The organism is Kitasatospora sp. MAA4, from assembly GCF_029893355.1.
In the GTDB taxonomy this organism is placed as follows: Bacteria; Actinomycetota; Actinomycetes; order Streptomycetales; family Streptomycetaceae; genus Kitasatospora.
The window spans coordinates 38398-54064 of the sequence record NZ_JARZAI010000005.1 but is presented as its reverse complement, the minus strand read 5'-3'; the positions used below and the strand labels follow the sequence as shown (position 1 = coordinate 54064).

The following is a 15667-nucleotide window of genomic DNA, read 5'->3' as shown; positions in this document are numbered from 1 at the left end:
TCTGGCGGGTCCATCTCTTCTCCAGCGGCCACTTCTGGCCCTACTCCGTGATCGCCGCCCTGGAGACCGGGCGGACCTCGTGGACCGCGATCCTGGACGCCCAGCGCCTGGCCCACTTACTGCGGGACCTGCCCGTGGAGGTGCTCGGGCGCCTGCGCTCGGACCGTGTGATGCGCCGCCCGGCACCGCCGCGGTGGCACGGCATCAATGGGCGGCCCCCGAAGCACGGCGGCGAGTTCGTCTTCAAGAACCCTGCCACGTGGGGCGGCACCATCGCCACCACCACAACGGTGACCACCCGCTACGGCACCGCCGAGGCGAAGGCGTGGGACAAGCTGCACCCGCGCCTGACCCGCCGCGCCGCGTGGGAGGACTACGAGGGCGACCTGCCGATCATCGCCGGAACCGTCATCCGCCTTCAGGTCGACCACCTGCCGAGCGGCGGGGATCCGAAGCCGCTGTGGGAGCGGCCCCTGCCCTCGAACGAGCTCACCCCCGGATCGACCAGGTCTCCTGGGTCGCCCCGGTCAGCTGCCTCGACGGCAGGGGCCGTGGGATCGCCCACTGTGTCCTGGCTCGGCAGGGGACTTGCTGGCAGCAGAGCGTAGGAGAACCAGGTCGACTCGAGTGCTACGAGCGGTCGCCAACGGCGGGCGAGGAGCGCGGTGATCTCGCTCTCGTCGATCCCGCGGGGTCCGATACCGCGGCGTCGGCGCGGCGCGGCGCGCACCAGGAGGACGGCCCCTGGTGCGGCAAGGGTGCTGACCGTGGTGGCCCAACCCGTCCTGCGTCCCACCGGGACCCCGTGCAGGCAGCCGTTGTCGAGCAGGAGTGAGGTGGCACCGGCGAGTCGGCCGTCGGGGTCGACCGCACCGGGCTCGGTCACGTCCGCGACACGCCAGACGACGTGGCCCTGCGAATGGCTGCGGCGGGCAGTGGCGATGGCCTCGGGCGCGTAGTCGACGGCCGTGACCGACCAGCCGTGCGCGGCGAGGTAGTGGGCCTGGCGGCCGGTACCGCATCCGAGGTCGAGGGCCTGGGCGGGTGGCAGCGCTGTCGGGCCCTCGACGATGTCGACTAGAGGGGCCGGCGCCCCTGGCTGGTCCCAGGGAACGATGCCCAGCCGGTAGAGCGTGCGGTAGGTGCGGCGCATGGGGGACTCCTCGGCTGTGGTCGGCGGTCAGCGGTTGGCCGGCAGTCGGCGCGGGTGGAACCACAGGAGCGCGCCGATGAAGAGCGCCGGCGCGAACGCGGCGGTGCTGACCTGGCTCAGGCTCAGGTCTCCGCCGGCCAGGTAGGCGAGCGTGGCGATCCAGTCGATGGCCTGGATGACGATCATCGTGTCGATCCAGCCGACGCGCAGGCGCGGTGCCCGCGCCGCGGTGAACATGCCGTAGGCATAGCCGAGGAAGCGGCCGGCCATCATCGCGAACAGCCAGTTCGCCCACGAGGGTGCTGCCGGGCGCAGGCCCAGCGCCCCGGCGCCTGCCACGGGTGCCAGCAGGAACAGTGCCCCCAGGACCAGCTGGAAGACTCCGACGGTGACAAGGGTGATGCGTAGTGCTCGCACGGGTGATGCTCCGTTCAGCAGGTGGACGATGCCGTGACGGTAGGCGAGCACCAGGGTCGATTGTCAAAGAGTGAACTAGTATCCGTAACTGAACTATTGGGTCCGAGCAGGGAGATGTCATGGATGAGGAATGCGCCGACGACGGCTGCCCGGTGGCCCGGGCCGTGCAGATCCTCGACGGCAGGTGGACGATGCTCGTGATCCGTGACCTGCTCGGCGGCACCAAGCGCTTCACAGAGCTGCGGACCTCGCTCGTCGGCATCAGCCCCAAGACCCTCACCGACCGGTTGCGCTCCCTGGAGGAGCACGGGCTGGTCCTGCGCGTCATCTACGCGGAGGTCCCCCCACGCGTGGAGTACACACTGACCGACACAGGCCTCAGCCTCGAGCCCGCGATTCGCGCGCTGGGCGCCTGGGGCGCAACGATGACTCCAGCACCGGCAGGAACACCCGAAGCCGGCGTCAGCCAGCCCGTCCAGCGGCCATTCGGACCATAAACGACAAACCAGGGCCTGTTTCAAAAGCGATCAGGACAGCTGCCTGACAACTCACAGCCCTCGGATGGCTTCGCCAAGGTCAGGGCCGTAGGAGGCCCAGCAGATGACTGAGCCGTCGGTGCCGAGCTGCCCCATAAGCCAGTCGTCGCCGGCTCTCACGAGGCACAGGTCATGGAAGGAGAGGATGACGTCGGGCTGGAGAGGGGTGTAGTCGGCACGGCCGTACTCTTCAACGACGACGAGTCGTTCAGGGGAGAGCAGGGCCGCTTCGGGGTCCCCTGATGCGGAGCGCACCCGCTCGATCGTCCACCCGTCGGGAAGGCCTGCGTTCACTGCCGCATGATCGCAGCGGATGACGTTCATAGCCACTCGTTTATGGCTGCGACCAGCACGGTTGCCTCATAGCGAACGGTCAAGTTGTCATACCTGGGGCGCTCCTTGTAGTCGTCCTTGTCGAACTTCGGTGGCCGGCCCCCGTGGGAACCGCGCTTCTTGCGGTTCGCGATCTGGTCGCGTTTCTCCGGGATCATGCAGCCGATACCTCGTCTGCGCAGGTAGACGCGGTTCGCGCGGGAGCCGTACGCCTACAGCTCATACTGGTCGCCCATGGATGAGGTCAAAGTCGTCGTCGCCCATTCCGAGCGTGCGACCCTGCGCGTCGGCGATGTGTTCCTGAAGGTGGACGCCGATCAGGCGCGCATCGACGTCGAGGTCGAGGCGATGTCCCTCGCGCCGGTCCCGACGCCGGAGGTCCTGTGGCGCAAGCCGCCCGTGCTCGCGCTCGCCGCGCTCCCGGGGACGACGCTTGGGCGCCTCGGCGGGCCGTCGACCGGGTTGCCGGCGGCGTGGGCCGCGGCGGGCGCCGCCATCCGGAAGCTGCACGACGCGCCGCTACCGCCCCGGCCCGGCCGGGCCGGCCGGAGCATCGTCGCGCTTGCGGCGGAACTCGACGACGAGTGCGAGTTGCTCGTGACGAATGGTGTCCTGCCCGCTGACCTGGTCACCCGCAACCGCCAGGTCGCCGAGGCCGCACTCCGCCCGTGGACTCCGGCGTTCACGCACGGCGACCTGCAGATCGCGCACGTCTTCGTCGACGGCGGCGAGGTCACCGGCATCATCGACTGGTCCGAGGCGGGCCAGGGTGACGCCCTGTACGACCTCGCCACCTTCACGCTCGGACACGAGGAGCACCTCGACGACGTCATCGCCGGCTATGGCACCGACGTCGACCTCGATGTGATCCACGCGTGGTGGTCGTTGCGAAGCCTGCTGGCAGTTCGCTGGCTGATCGAGCACGGATTCGACCCCTTCGCGCCCGGCTGTGAGGTCGACGTGCTGAGATCCCGAATGCGAGGCTGCGCGGGCCCGACTGCTGTAAGTGCGTGCTGACGGCACATCAGTGTAGGAGCTCGCCGACGGCCCACACGTCCGAGAGGCTATCGGCGAGCTGTGCGTGCTGCGTTGCCCTGGCCCCGGTAGATCTCGTCGTAGTAGTGGATCACCAGGGGGCGGGTGAGCATGGCTTCGAAGGTGGCGGTGAAGCCGTGGGTGGTGCGCCAGGCGAGGTAGTCGGTGTAGTGGTGCGCCTCGGTCCACTGGGTCAGGCCCGCGACGTGGTCGGGGTCGCCCTGGTCGCGCAGGATGCGGACCTCCTCGCAGCCCTCGTGTTCGAGGCTCTCGCCCAGGATGTCCAGCAGCAGGTTCGCGACGTCGTCGCCGCGGCCGGGTTGGGAGAGGAGTTCGGTGATGACCAGCGTGCTCACGGGGTGCCTCCTTGGCCTCGGGTTCAGTAGGGAGCCGGGGCGTTGTGGATGATGATCAGGGAGGTGATCCTGCCGTCGGCGACCGTGAGGTAGTTGGTGAGCACCAGCTCGTCGGGCAGGTTCGTCTTGTCGTACTCGCCGTCGTAGCGCGCCCGCAGGATCGTCAGGGCGTCGCGGCGCACGATCTCCGTCACGTCCATGGTGACCTTGTCGCCGACGATCTCGCGGCTCGCCCAGGCGCGGATCGAGGCGGTGCCGACGAACTCGCGTCGCACGTCGTTGACCAGGGCGTCGTCGGAGAAGGTCGCCATGATGGCATCCAGGTCGAAGGCGTTGACCGCCGCGACGTAGGCGCCGACGACCTCGGCCAGTGCGTCGGCCGGGTGGGCCGGGTGGGCCGGGTGGGCCGGGTCGGTGGTGTTCATGAGGGGAGTTCCTTCCGGTGTGGTGCGTACCGGACACGTTGGGCGCTCCCACCACGGGAGGGTCAACCAGGGGTTGTGCGCTGGACCCTCCGGCAGGGGGAGGGTTGATACTGGCGCCATGCACACAGGCCTGACGGTCGGCGGGTTCTCCCGCGTGACCCATCTGAGCGTCAAGACGTTGAGGCACTACCACGACGTCGGACTGCTCGCGCCGGCCGACGTCGATCCGGTCACGGGCTACCGGTACTACTCCCTGGACCAGGTGCCCACCGCCCAGGTGATCCTGCGCCTGCGCAACCTGGACATGCCCGTCCCGGACGTGAGGGCCGTGCTCGCCGCAGAGGACGTGAGCACCCGCAACGAGCTGATCAGCGCGCATCTCGCGCGGCTGGAGGACCGGCTCGCGCAGGCCCAGAGCGCCGTCGAGTCGCTGCGCGAGCTACTGTCCCGGCCGGCGCAGGGGTCGACCATCGAGTACCGCACGGTCCGCGAGCAGCCGGCGATCGGCATCCGCGAGGTCGTCGACCGGCAGGACGTCGTGAGCTGGTGGCAGGGCGCCCTCGGCGAGCTGCACGGCTTCGTCGCGGCCCGGGGACTGCGCCGCGCCGGGCCGATGGGCGGTCTGTTCGCGAGCGAGCTGCTCACGGACGAGCGCGGTGAGGCGCTGGTGTTCGTCCCGGTCGACGGCGATGCGCGACCGGTCGGCCGGATCGGCGCGGTGCTCGTGCCCGGCGCCGAACTCGCGGTCGCGGTCCACCGCGGACCCCTGCAGACCATCGACCTCACCTACGGTGACCTGGGCACCTACGCCGCACGCCACGAGATCGGCGTCGACGGCCCGCTGCGCGAGTTCTACCTGCGCAGCCCCCTCGACGCGGCCGACGAGCACGACTGGGTCACCGAGGTCGGCTGGCCGATCTTCCGCTCCAACGGCTAGCGGTGGCCGGGCGTCCCCGGCGGTGGTCCGGGGTCGCAGGTTCGGGGTCGCTGGTTCGGCCGGTAGCTGGGCACGCTGGTGCCGGGTGTCGCGTTGCCAAGTAGATGAACATATTCCTCGTAGCGGCCGCAGCCGTGCCGACGTTGTTCCTCGCCGATCGGTCCCTGCTGTGGATGGAGCGGCGCGGCTGGATCTACTGGCGCAAACGTGAGTCCGAAACCGGCGCGGCGTCGATGATCAGCGTGATCAACGAGATTCAGACCCTTCTCTCCCCGGCCCAACGGCACGTGGCGGAGGAGAAGGAGCGTCGACTGGTGCTGCGCGACGACGAGGGGGTGGGCGCGACGCTCGATCGCCGGATCGACCTCGAGTCCGGGCGGGTTGCGATTCGCCGACCGCCGCCGCCGTCCTCGGCGGACCGGCACGAGAGCCGTTAGCACTGGCGTCGAGGAGGTGAGCGGGTCCAGAACTCTTGACAACTGCTCATGTTCCTGGGACCAGTTGTGCAAGAGCACCACTCCCACGAACGGAGCGATCAGCGCATGACCGAGTCCGAGAGCGCGGGATACGACTACGACTACGACGTCGTCATCAGCGGAGCCGGCCTCGCCGGCAGCGCCGCGGCGATCCTGCTCGCTCGACGCGGTGTCCGCGTCGCACTGCTGGAACGACGCTCGGACCCCGAGGCGTACAAGGCGCTCTGCACCCACTCCCTCCAGGCCAGCGCCTACCCGGTGCTGGACGAACTCGGCCTCGTCCCCGCGCTGGAGAAGGCGGGAGCCGTCCGCAGCGAGGCCCGCTGGTACACCCGCTGGGGATGGATAGAGCCGAGGGCGGCGCCGGGGGGCCCTGAGCTGCCGTACGCGTACAACGTCCGGCGCAGCACCCTCGACCCGTTGATCAGGTCCCGTGCGGCGCAGACCCCCGGCGTCGATCTGCTCCTCGGGCACCCGGTGATCGGGCTGGTCCGGGAGGCCGGGCGAACCACGGGGGTACGCGTGTCGACGGCACAGGGCGAGCGTGAGATCCGGGCCCGCCTGGTGGTCGGAGCCGATGGCAAGGACTCGGCGGTGGCGAAGTTCGCCGGGGTGCCTGCTCGGCTGTACGAGAACGCACGGTTCGGCTATCTCGCGCAGTTCCGCAACCTTCCGCTGTCCGGCGGGGTCGGTCAGACCTGGTTCCTGGAGCCCGACATGGCGTACGCGTTCCCCAACGACGGCGGGGTGACGGTCCTCGCGGTGCTCCCGGACAAGAAGCGGCTGCCGGCCTTCCGGGAGGATCTGGAGGGCAGCTTCCTCGACTTCGTGCGTGCTCTGCCCGAGGCACCGCCCATCGACTCCGCCGAGCGCGTCTCGAAGATCACCGGCACGGTCAACTACCCGCTGCACAGCCGCAGGCCGACCGCACCCGGCGTCGCGTTCATCGGCGACGCCGCCCTGACCGGCGACCCGCTGTGGGGAGTGGGCTGCGGGTGGGCTCTGCAGTCCGCGCGGTGGTTGGCAGAGGCGGTCGGCTCGAGCGCGACCGGCCAGGGTGACCTTGACCGGTCGCTCGCGGTCTACGCACGCAGGCACCGGCGCGAGTTGAGCGGTCACCAGTACCTGGGCGCCGACTTCGCGAAGGCCCGTCCGTTCAATCCCGTGGAGCGGCTGATGTTCTCGGCGGCGGCGCGCGACGAGTCGGTGGCGCGGCACATGCATCTGTTCGCATCCCGCCTGATCGGTCCGCTGCGCTTCCTGAACCCCGTGGCACTGGCCAGGGCTTCGGCCGTCAACCTCAGGCATCGCGGCGCAGCGCTGTCCAAGGGTCAGCGGAACCAGGCGGTTTGATCCCTCGTCCACTACGATGATCGTTTGCTTTTGCTGGCCGACTGACTTCAGGGGGAAGCATGTCGATATCCGTCCATCCGCCGACGCTCAGTCAGGCTGCCACGCAGGTCGGTTCGACTGCGGACGGCGTCAACCAGAAGGCGCAGAGCGGCATGCAGTCCAGTGCCGCCGCCGCCACCGGCAACCCGGGCTTCGCCACCGGCGGCGCGCTCAACGCCTGCGCGACTGCCTGGCAGACGCACCTCCAGCAGCTCGCCGGCGGGCTGAACGCCACCGCCGACGCGCTCGGCCAGACGGCGGACAACTACGTCCAGACGGAAGCCGCGCTCGCCGGCAACTTCCACCACGACGCGAACCAGCTCCTGCAGGGACAGGGACAGGGACAGGGACAGGGACCGGGACAGGGACAGGGGGCGAACTGACATGGCAATCACGCTCGACCAACTCAAGAACGCCCAGCCCGGCCTCTGGTCCACCGCCGCCAACGACTGGGCCGCAATGGCCAAGCACTGCTGGGAGGCCTCCACCGAGCTGCGCCACCAGGCCACCCAGAAGATCGCCCCCGTCTGGTCCAGCAACGCCGGCAACCTCGCCCAGGCGAAGATGACGGCCCAGGCGGACGCGCTGGAGGCGGCGTACGACGAGATGCGCGGCGTGGTCGCGGTGCTGGACGGCGCGGCCGAGGCCTTCGAACTCGCCCAGCGCTCGCTCGGCTCGGCGCTGTCCTACGCCGACCAGAACGGCATGGCCGTCGCGGCGGACGGCACGGTCACCAGTACGACGCTGACGATGCCGCACGCCCACAACCTGCTGGACCCCAGCGACCGCCAGCAGATCAACCAGCAGGTCAGCCAGACCTCCTGGCTGATCCAGCAGGCCCTCGCCGACGCGAACAAGGCGGACACCACGGCGGCCGCGGCCCTGAACCGGCTGGCCGGCCAGGTCAACGTCACGGATCCGAGCACCGCCCTCGACAACGTCCAGAAGGACGCGTCACCGCTCGAAGTGAGCCTGATCGCAGGCACCGTCCCCCCGGCCGGCACCGACCCCACCCTCGTCGCCGCCTGGTGGAACAGCCTCACCCCGGACCAGCAGCAGCAGCTCCAACTCGCCGTCCCGGCCTCGCTCGCCCACCTCGACGGCATCCCCACCAGCGTCCAGCAGCAGCTCATCGGCACGGACGGCAAGTTCGACCGCTCGAAGTTCATCCAGTGGGCGATGGACAACTGGGACAACACCGGCCTCGACACCTTCGACAACAACTGCACCAACTTCACCTCCGACGCGCTGCACGCGGCCGGGCTCGCCTACAAGAACGACGGCGACGGCTCGTTCGGCGACAACAACTGGTTCAAGGGCGCCCAACTCGGCAGCTGGGGAGGTCCGGTCACCAACTGGATCGACGCGCACGACAAGAGCCACACCAGGAGCTGGGCGCTCGCGGGGGGCCTGCACGACTTCCTGCTCAACAACGGCAGCACCACCGTGCCGATCTCCCAGGCCCGCCCGGGTGACATCATCTTCCTTCAGCAGGCAGGTCCGGGCCCCAACGCCGCCGTCGGGGACATCCACCACGCGTGCATCATCACGTCGATCACCCCTGACGGCGACATCCACTACACCCAGCACACCAACAGCTACCTCAACGCCAGCCTCAACACGCGCCTGCCGTCGGAGCTCCAGGAGGAGGGTCAGCAGAACGTCGTCGTCGTCCGCGTCCAACCCAACTGGTGAAGTAGAGAAGAAGTAGAGACCATGTCGATTCCCACGTCACGCCACGCCGCGTCGGCCGTCCTCACCTCGGCGGGGCTCAGCCTGGCCGGCCTGGGCATCGGGCTGCTCGCGCATTTCACCTACGAAGCACACCGGCCGGACTACGCACGGAACATCCACTGCACCCCGATCGCGCTCCCGCAAGGTCTCACGACGTACACCTGGCTCGCGACCGCCTGGGTGCTGGCCGGCCTGCTGCCGCTGCTCTGGATCGCCGCGCGCCGCCCGTGGCGCGCCGTACGACCGCGCCGCGGAGCAGTGCCGGCAGCCGTGCTGCTGTGGGTCGTCGCCATGGTCGGCGGCGTCGCACCCGGCTGGGCGGACGTCAGCTACATGCACCGCATGAACGCGGGCATGTTCGCGGGATCGGACCTGTGCGGCGGCTGATCTCGCCTGTCAGCCGGCGAAGCCCGGTACGACCAGGCCGGACTCGTAGGCGATCACCACTGCGTGGGTCCGGTTCTGCGCGCCGAGTTTGGTCAGGACGTTGCCGACGTGCGTCTTCACCGTCTCCAGGCTCACCCTGAGGGACTCCGCGATCTCCGGGTTGGACAGGCCGGTGGCCATCGACCGCAGTACCTCCTCCTCCCGCCCGGTCAGCGCCGCCCTCGGGAGCGCCTCGGCGGTGGTCAGCGGGCGGGCGGCGACCATGCGGCGCAGGGCGGCCGGGAAGAGGATCGCCTCTCCCGCCGCCACCACCCGCACCGCCTCCGCGATCTGCCGGACCGGGAGCCGCTTGAGGACGAACCCGCTGGCCCCGGCGCTGAGCGCGGCGGTGACGTAGTCGTCGTTCTCGAAGGTGGTGATGACGATGACCTTCGGCGCGTCGGCCGGCCCGGTCGCCTCGGCCAGCAGGTGCCGGGTGGCCTCGATCCCGTTGCGACGCGGCATCCGGACGTCCATCAGGACCACGTCGGGCCGCAGCTGCCGCGCCTGCTCGACCGCCTCGACGCCGTCGGCTGCCTCCCCGATCACCGTGATCCCCGGCTGCGCCGCGAGAAGCGTGCGCAGACCGCTGCGGGTCACCTCGTCGTCGTCCGCGATCAGGAGGGTGACGGCTGCGGAGGTGTCGGGGCCGGTCACGCCGACAACCGTACCGGCAGCCGGACTGCCAGCCGCCAGTGCTGCGGTCCGTGCGGGCCGGCCTGGATCTCGCCGTGCAGCAGCCGCACGCGCTCGGCCAGTCCGGGCAGGCCGTGCCCGGACGTCGGGAAGGCGCCCGCGCCCGGGCCCGCACCTCCCGTCCGGTTGACCACGCTGAGCTCCAGGCCGTCCGGCGCGACCGCCACCCGGACCTCGATCGGACCGCCGGCGCCGTGCCGCAGCGCGTTCGTCAGCCCCTCCTGGACGATCCGGTACGCCGCCCGGGAGAGCGTCCCCTGCACCTGCGCCAAGTCGCCCGACAGCTCGGGCTCCACCACTGCCCCGGCGTGCCGCAGGCGGTCCAGCAGCTCGGGCAGGTCGGCCAGGGTCCGGGTCGGTGCCGTCCCCGCCTGCTCCTCGCGCAGCACGCCCAGCACGTAGTCCAGATCCTCCAGCGCGGCCCGGGTCGACTCCTCGATGCTGCGCAGGGCGGCCCGTGCCGCCACCGGGTCGGCGGAGAGCACCTCGCCCGCCACCGCCGCCTGGATCGTGGCCGCCGTCAGCGTGTGTCCGATCGAGTCGTGCAACTCCTGGGCCAGCCGGTTGCGTCCGGCCAGAAGCAGCTCCCGCTCGGCCGCCAGCGCGAGCTGTTCGGCCGACGACGGCCCCAGCAGCCTGGGCGCCAGCCAGCGCAGCGCGTTCGCTATCAGCACGCACACGGCCACCGCCAGCAGCAGGCAGCCGAGCGCCGCCACCCAGCTCCAGCCGCCTTCCACCTGCACCGACCAGCCGAACAGCGTCAGCCCCGCGTCGCCGGAGGTCCACCCGCCCGGCAGGGCAACGGCCGCGCCGAGCAGCACCATGCTCGCCAGGCCGCCCGTCCACCCCAGTGCCACGTGCAGCAGCAGCCACAGCGGCGTCCGCCAGCGGCCGGCAGCGGACGGCAGGGCGGGCGACGGCGCGGCAGGGTCCGGCAGCGGCACCTTCAGCAGTCGACGGGCGCAGGTGATCAGCACCCGCCGCGTGGTGCGGGCGAACCCGACCGCGGCGACCAGTGCCGCCCAGACCAGCAGCGCCAGCACAGCCTGGACCGCGTAGGGAGCCTGTCGCAGAAGCAGCGCAGGCAGCATGGCGAAGGGCAGCAGCGGAAAGCTCACCAGCGCGCCGCAGTAGGCGAACAGTGCACCCGAGTACGTGGAGCCGCGCAGCAGCGGCCGGATTCCCCTGATCATGATCGACAGTATGACCGGGCAGCTCAGCGGCGGCCTCCCCCGATCGGGGGAGCGTTTCCTCCCGCCTTCCCGCGATGTGCGCCCCTGCGCCCGGACCGCAGGATCGTGCTCTGCCACGTCGAGAGAGGGAGCGGCTGATGAACAGGCCGAGCAGGGAGGCGCGGACCTTGTTGATCGCGATCGCGGTGTCCGTCCTGGCCGCGGTCCTGGTCCTGCGGTACACCCACAGGAGCCAGGACTGGGACCGGTTCCACCACATCTACCAGTGCTGCAGGACGCTGATGAAGGCCCTGCGCACCGGGGGGTAGTCCGGTCGGCTAGACGCGGCAGCGTTCGCGCTGTTCCTCCAACTCGGCGACGTCGGCGCCCGGCAGGGTGAGGGCGTGGTCGAAGTCGGCGAGGGCCAGGTCGAGTTGGCCCTCCGCCTGGTAGGCGATGCCGCGGTTGAGCAGGACGTCGGGGTCGTCGCCGACCAACTCCAGGGTGGCGGTGAGGTCCTGGACGGCGGCCCGGTAGCGGCTCTGCTCGTAGTGGACGACCGCGCGGTTCAGCAGGGCGGCGGGGTAGCCCGGGTCGAGGGCGAGGGCCGAACTGAGCGCCTGGAACGCCTCGGTGAGCGCGCCGCGCTGGAGCGCGATGGTGCCGCGCATGCAGAGCAGTCGGGGCTCGTCGGGCCGCAGCGCCAGGCCGGCTGCGACGTCGGCCTCGGCGGCGTCGAACTCCTCGCTGTCGAGCAGCAGTTCGGCGCGGGCGAGCCGGGTGTCGGAGTCGTCGGGTTCCATCTCCAGGACGTAGCCGTAGTCCGCCAGCGCGCCCTCGGTGTCGCCGGTCTCCAGTCGGGCCGTCCCGCGGTTGTAGTAGAGCTCGGGGAACGGCGGGGCCAGTTCCACCGCGCGGTCGTAGTCGGCGAGGGCGGCCGCGAAGTCGCCCTGGCTGCGGTGGATCCGGGCCCGCTCGGAGAGGTAGTCGGTGTAGTAGGGGTCGAGGTCGATCAGCGTCGAGTAGTCGGCGCGCGCCTCGTCGAGCCGACCGGTGGCCGTCAGCAGTCGGGCGCGGTTGTAGAGCAGCTGCGAGCGGTGCAGTCGCCACTGCTCGTCGGTCAGTTCCGCGTCCAGGCGGGCCAGGCAGGAGGTGACCAGCTCCAGCGAGCGGGCCAGGTTGCCCCGGTGCATCTCCACCAGGGCGAGGCCGTTGTCGTGGAAGACGCTGAAGGTGAGCCGCTCGGCCGGATCGGGCAGGATGCTCGCGATGGCCACGGCGTTGTTCTGCCAGCGCAGCGCCAGGTCGTGGTCGCGCGGCTGGAGGAAGCGGGTGTGCAGCATCGCGATCGAGTAGCTGGTCATCATGTGGACCTTGGGGTCCGTGAAGCGCTGGATGGCGTCGAGGTAGAGCTCCATCGACTGGCTGTTGCGGTTGAGCGGGATGCAGGCGGCCGCGGCCTGATGGGTGAACTCCCAGAAGTCGTGCTGGTCAACGTTCGGATCCGTGACAGCCCGACCGCGTAGACCCAGGTCGACCACCGCCGCCGAGAAGCCGACCTCCACGCAGTAGCGCTGGGCCGCCAGCAGGGCGAGGCGGCCGGCGCCCGCGGGGTCGCTGCCGTGCTCGCGGTGGTAGGCGAGGGCGCCGACCCGCACGCCCCGGCTGGGGGAGGCCTGCTCCAGCTGGTCGGCGCGCCGGTCGTGCAGCCGAGCCCGCAGCGCGGGGTCGGCCTGCTGGTAGGCGAGCAGCTCGGCGGGGTCGCTGCCGGTGCCGTCGCCGAGGACGTACGCTTCGACCAACTCGGCCGCACTGCGCGGCAGTCCGTCCGCGTGCGGGCCGTCCTCGGCGTCGATCCGCTCGGTGTGGCGGGCCAGCACCTGGTCCAGCTCCTCGGGCAGCTCGCCCGGCGCGACGCAGACCACCACCCGCAGGTGGGCGGGATCGGCCCGGCGCACCAGCAGGGCGATCAACTCCTGGGTGGTCGGATCCGCCTGGTCCACCTCGTCGAGGACCAGGTACGGCGCCACCTCGCCGCAGGACCGCACCCGGCGGGCGTAGTCGAGCAGGAAGGAGACGATGCCCTGGCTCATGCAGCGGATCATGCCGGAACCGAAGAAGCGGGTGCGCTCCCGGAACGAGGACTCGCCGGCCAGAGTCCGCGGCGCGGGACCGACCAGCTCGGCCAACTCCGGGATCCCGTAGAGGAGTTCCATCCGGTGGTGCTCGACCAGGGCCGGCCACCGGCGGGCCGCCTCGGGCAGTACGGCCCGCAGCACGGTGTCGACGCCGGTGTAGGGGCCGCGCAGCCGCCGATGGCAGCGGGCCACCACCGCGAGACTGCTGCCGGCATCGGCCGCGGCCAGCCGGGCTGCCGGGCTCGCGCCCACGATCGTGCGATGACCGGCCATGTCAGTTCACCCTTCGTTCAAGGAGGTTGGAGCTGCGCTTCGCTGCTCGCGGCGCTTGCGGCGGGAGAGCACGATCAGCGCCGTGGTCTGGGCGGCGTTCAGGACGAGCGACAGCAGCGAGTCCCAGAAGTGCGAGTCGATGCGGCCGGATCCGATGGCATGGCCGGCCAGCCGGAAGTAGCTCACGGTGACCGGGATGCTCGCGAAGACCGTGATCGCGGCCAGGACGCAGAAGCCGAGCAGGACGAAGGGCCCGTAGATGGTGCCGACCTTGCGGTCCTGGTCGGTCCACTGCCCTTCGTCGACCTGTCGCTCCGGGCGGCGCAGCAGGCGCCAGAACCGGTTCCTCAGCAGCGCCTTGCTCGCGTCGTGCAGGTCGTAGCACCTCAGAGCGGTGGCGAAGACGTAGTAGAGGTCGGTGCGCAGGTACAGCTGGAACTGCCAGACGATCCGCATCACCACGGTGAACGCCAGCGCCAGGCAGAGCCGGCCGGTCAGCGAGAAGCCGCCGCCGCCGTGCCGGCCGGCCTCGGCGATCAGCCCGAGGGTCGCCAGCACCACGCCGTCGCAGACCATCCCCGCGAGGAAGGGCAGGTAGCGCCTGCGGCGGTCCACGCTCATCAGGCCGTTGGTCTGCGTCTCGGCCACGATGTAGGTCAGCCGGTTGCTCAGCCGCAGCTTGGTCGGCAGGCCCAGTCGCCGCCCGGCCAGGATGTGGAAGCCCTCGTGGGCCAGCAGCAGCGGGACCTGACCGAAGGTGATCACCAGCTGGACCACCAGCAGTGACTTGACGAAGAAGATCTGCGAGGGGGCGGGGAGCAGTTCGCGGTGCGCCGTGACGGTCACCACCCAGGCCGCCAGGACCGCCAGGTAGCAGACCCAGGCCACCGGGGAGAAGGCCGCTCGCCCCAGCCGCTGGAACCGGACCGGCGCGGCGGGTGCGAGCGGCGCGCCGCCGGCCTCGCGGACGAAGCCCAACTCGTGGAGCGTGGACACGAAGTCCTCGACGTCGACCGGTTCGCTGAAGGTCTCCTCGTACCAGGCGGCGGCCTCGTCCAGCGCCATGCCCTCGGTCAGCCGCTTGAGCAACTCCGCGCCGTCGGACGGGAAGACCGCGTAGGAACCGGTGTCCAACCGGCCGACCACGACCCCGTCACCCTCGGGGACAAAACTCAACTCGTGTACGGCAAGGGTGTATCCGCTCACAGCGCTCCCAAGCGTCGGTTGGCCGGCTTCGGTTGGCGTCCGGCACTGCCCGGGTGCGCCGGTACTCGGCACACCCGGGCAGTGAATCAGCGCGCTACCGTTACGCGTTGGCGCTGTACGGGCACTGGCACATGGCCGAGGTGAGGCGCACGTCGCCGGTGCGGCGAACGGTGATCTTCTTGGTGGCCTTCTTCATCGCGACGGTCGACTTCATGGGGACTCCCAGTTTCGATGGCAGCCCGGCCGGCGGCCGAGCGGGGCCCAACCTCCCCCTGTGAACATGGCACGTCAAGGCATCTGACATAAACTCAAATGGAGGCAGGTGGCAAGCTCGACCATCTCTGCGCATCTGAGCTGCTGCATTCCGCTTGCGAACTCTCGGCAAAGATCTACGTTTCCGAGGAGTGGTATAGACCTCGCGCCACTCCCGCAAGGATGGCCGAGAATCGACTGTCACACTTCGCCGCCGCCGCGTGTCTGGATGGGTAGCTCGCACTCGACCGAGGAGGCACCAGCCGTGGAAACCATGACCGTCGAACGTGTCATCGACGCCCCGATCCAGGACGTGTTCGCCTGGCTCACCGCGACCACCAACTACACGAAGTCGCCGCTGATCCTGCGCTGCCGCCTGACCCGGCAGGGCGCCGGCGCGCCGTACGGAGTCGGCGCGGTGCGCGACCACCTCTGGCTGATCGGCTGGTTCCGGGAGCGCATCACCAGCTACGAACCGCCGTACGCCACCGAGTACGTCGTCGAGCGCAGTCTGCCGCCCGCACGGCACGAAATCGGCCGCATGACGTTCACCGAGGTCGCGGGCGGCACCCGGGTCGTGTGGACCACACGCGCCGAGATCCCCGTCCCGCTGGTCGGCACCTTCCTCACCCGGCACTTCGCGCGCCCGATCATCACCCGCACCTTCAGCAACATCCTCGCCGCCGCTGACACCGCACTGGTCCGCTAGT

The 15667-nt window shown here is 70.4% G+C and carries 19 protein-coding genes and 2 pseudogenes; 11 read left to right on the top strand and 10 right to left on the bottom strand.

Features of this window, described 5'->3' with window-relative positions; all coding sequences use genetic code 11:
• Positions 1-35: 35 nt before the first annotated feature.
• Positions 36-464, top strand: a pseudogene (locus tag P3T37_RS08620) (transposase); the annotation flags it as partial.
• Here the strand turns inward: P3T37_RS08620 and P3T37_RS08615 are convergent.
• Positions 419-1153, bottom strand: a complete 735-nt coding sequence (locus P3T37_RS08615) for a class I SAM-dependent methyltransferase (protein WP_280722881.1) — start codon at positions 1151-1153, stop codon at positions 419-421. The pseudogene P3T37_RS08620 and the gene P3T37_RS08615 sit on opposite strands and share 46 nt — an antisense overlap.
• 27 nt (positions 1154-1180) lie before the next feature.
• On the bottom strand, positions 1181-1570 hold the full coding sequence (locus P3T37_RS08610; protein WP_280722880.1) for a hypothetical protein: 390 nt from the start codon (positions 1568-1570) through the stop codon (positions 1181-1183).
• A gap of 119 nt (positions 1571-1689) precedes the next feature.
• Between P3T37_RS08610 and P3T37_RS08605 the strand changes: the two genes are divergently transcribed.
• A complete protein-coding gene (locus P3T37_RS08605) occupies positions 1690-2067 on the top strand; it encodes a helix-turn-helix domain-containing protein (RefSeq protein WP_280722879.1) in 378 nt (125 codons plus the stop codon).
• Between the two features lie 51 nt (positions 2068-2118).
• Here P3T37_RS08605 and P3T37_RS08600 read toward each other — a convergent pair whose 3' ends face one another.
• On the bottom strand, positions 2119-2430 hold the full coding sequence (locus P3T37_RS08600) for a hypothetical protein (protein ID WP_280722878.1): 312 nt from the start codon (positions 2428-2430) through the stop codon (positions 2119-2121).
• Positions 2427-2651, bottom strand: a pseudogene (locus tag P3T37_RS08595) (IS5/IS1182 family transposase); the annotation flags it as partial. The pseudogene P3T37_RS08595 and the gene P3T37_RS08600, both read right to left, overlap by 4 nt.
• Before the next feature lie 22 nt (positions 2652-2673).
• On the opposite strand from P3T37_RS08595, the gene P3T37_RS08590 reads away from it, so the two are divergent.
• Entirely contained in the window at positions 2674-3456 is a 783-nt protein-coding gene (locus tag P3T37_RS08590) for a phosphotransferase (RefSeq protein WP_280722877.1), read from the top strand.
• A gap of 47 nt (positions 3457-3503) precedes the next feature.
• Here P3T37_RS08590 and P3T37_RS08585 read toward each other — a convergent pair whose 3' ends face one another.
• Together P3T37_RS08585 and P3T37_RS08580 are read right to left on the bottom strand one after the other, a co-directional pair.
• Complete coding sequence (locus P3T37_RS08585; RefSeq protein WP_280722876.1) at positions 3504-3830, bottom strand: antibiotic biosynthesis monooxygenase; 327 nt, start codon at positions 3828-3830, stop codon at positions 3504-3506.
• A 23-nt stretch (positions 3831-3853) separates the two neighbouring features.
• Positions 3854-4255 (bottom strand): nuclear transport factor 2 family protein, encoded by a 402-nt coding sequence (locus P3T37_RS08580; protein WP_280722875.1) that lies wholly within the window; start codon positions 4253-4255, stop codon positions 3854-3856.
• A gap of 118 nt (positions 4256-4373) precedes the next feature.
• Between P3T37_RS08580 and P3T37_RS08575 the strand changes: the two genes are divergently transcribed.
• From P3T37_RS08575 to P3T37_RS08550, 6 genes are all read left to right on the top strand, one after another.
• Positions 4374-5192: a MerR family transcriptional regulator gene (locus tag P3T37_RS08575; protein WP_280722874.1), complete on the top strand. Its 819-nt coding sequence runs from the start codon at positions 4374-4376 to the stop codon at positions 5190-5192.
• A gap of 104 nt (positions 5193-5296) precedes the next feature.
• On the top strand, positions 5297-5629 hold the full coding sequence (locus P3T37_RS08570) for a DUF6191 domain-containing protein (RefSeq protein ID WP_280722873.1): 333 nt from the start codon (positions 5297-5299) through the stop codon (positions 5627-5629).
• Between the two features lie 105 nt (positions 5630-5734).
• On the top strand, positions 5735-7021 hold the full coding sequence (locus tag P3T37_RS08565; RefSeq protein WP_280722872.1) for an NAD(P)/FAD-dependent oxidoreductase: 1287 nt from the start codon (positions 5735-5737) through the stop codon (positions 7019-7021).
• 59 nt (positions 7022-7080) lie between these two features.
• A complete protein-coding gene (locus P3T37_RS08560) occupies positions 7081-7443 on the top strand; it encodes a type VII secretion target (protein ID WP_280722871.1) in 363 nt (120 codons plus the stop codon).
• 1 nt (position 7444) lies between these two features.
• The gene (locus P3T37_RS08555) at positions 7445-8755 is read left to right on the top strand and encodes an amidase domain-containing protein (protein ID WP_280722870.1); all 1311 of its coding nucleotides are present in this window, start codon (positions 7445-7447) and stop codon (positions 8753-8755) included.
• A 21-nt stretch (positions 8756-8776) separates the two neighbouring features.
• The gene (locus P3T37_RS08550) at positions 8777-9181 is read left to right on the top strand and encodes a hypothetical protein (protein WP_280722869.1); all 405 of its coding nucleotides are present in this window, start codon (positions 8777-8779) and stop codon (positions 9179-9181) included.
• 9 nt (positions 9182-9190) lie between these two features.
• Here the strand turns inward: P3T37_RS08550 and P3T37_RS08545 are convergent, their stop codons facing one another.
• Positions 9191-9877 (bottom strand): response regulator transcription factor, encoded by a 687-nt coding sequence (locus P3T37_RS08545; RefSeq protein ID WP_280722868.1) that lies wholly within the window; start codon positions 9875-9877, stop codon positions 9191-9193.
• Positions 9874-11109, bottom strand: coding sequence for a histidine kinase (locus P3T37_RS08540; RefSeq protein WP_280722867.1), 1236 nt, complete (start codon positions 11107-11109; stop codon positions 9874-9876). Before P3T37_RS08540 ends, P3T37_RS08545 begins: the two co-directional genes overlap by 4 nt.
• Before the next feature lie 137 nt (positions 11110-11246).
• Between P3T37_RS08540 and P3T37_RS08535 the strand changes: the two genes are divergently transcribed.
• On the top strand, positions 11247-11417 hold the full coding sequence (locus P3T37_RS08535) for a hypothetical protein (protein ID WP_280722866.1): 171 nt from the start codon (positions 11247-11249) through the stop codon (positions 11415-11417).
• Positions 11418-11426: 9 nt separating this feature from the next.
• Here the strand turns inward: P3T37_RS08535 and P3T37_RS08530 are convergent, their stop codons facing one another.
• Both P3T37_RS08530 and P3T37_RS08525 read right to left on the bottom strand, forming a co-directional pair.
• Entirely contained in the window at positions 11427-13499 is a 2073-nt protein-coding gene (locus P3T37_RS08530; RefSeq protein WP_280722865.1) for a tetratricopeptide repeat protein, read from the bottom strand.
• A gap of 6 nt (positions 13500-13505) precedes the next feature.
• On the bottom strand, positions 13506-14705 hold the full coding sequence (locus P3T37_RS08525; protein WP_280722864.1) for a hypothetical protein: 1200 nt from the start codon (positions 14703-14705) through the stop codon (positions 13506-13508).
• A 517-nt stretch (positions 14706-15222) separates the two neighbouring features.
• Here P3T37_RS08525 and P3T37_RS08520 point away from each other — a divergent pair.
• Complete coding sequence (locus P3T37_RS08520) at positions 15223-15666, top strand: SRPBCC family protein (RefSeq protein ID WP_280722863.1); 444 nt, start codon at positions 15223-15225, stop codon at positions 15664-15666.
• Position 15667 lies beyond the last annotated feature (1 nt).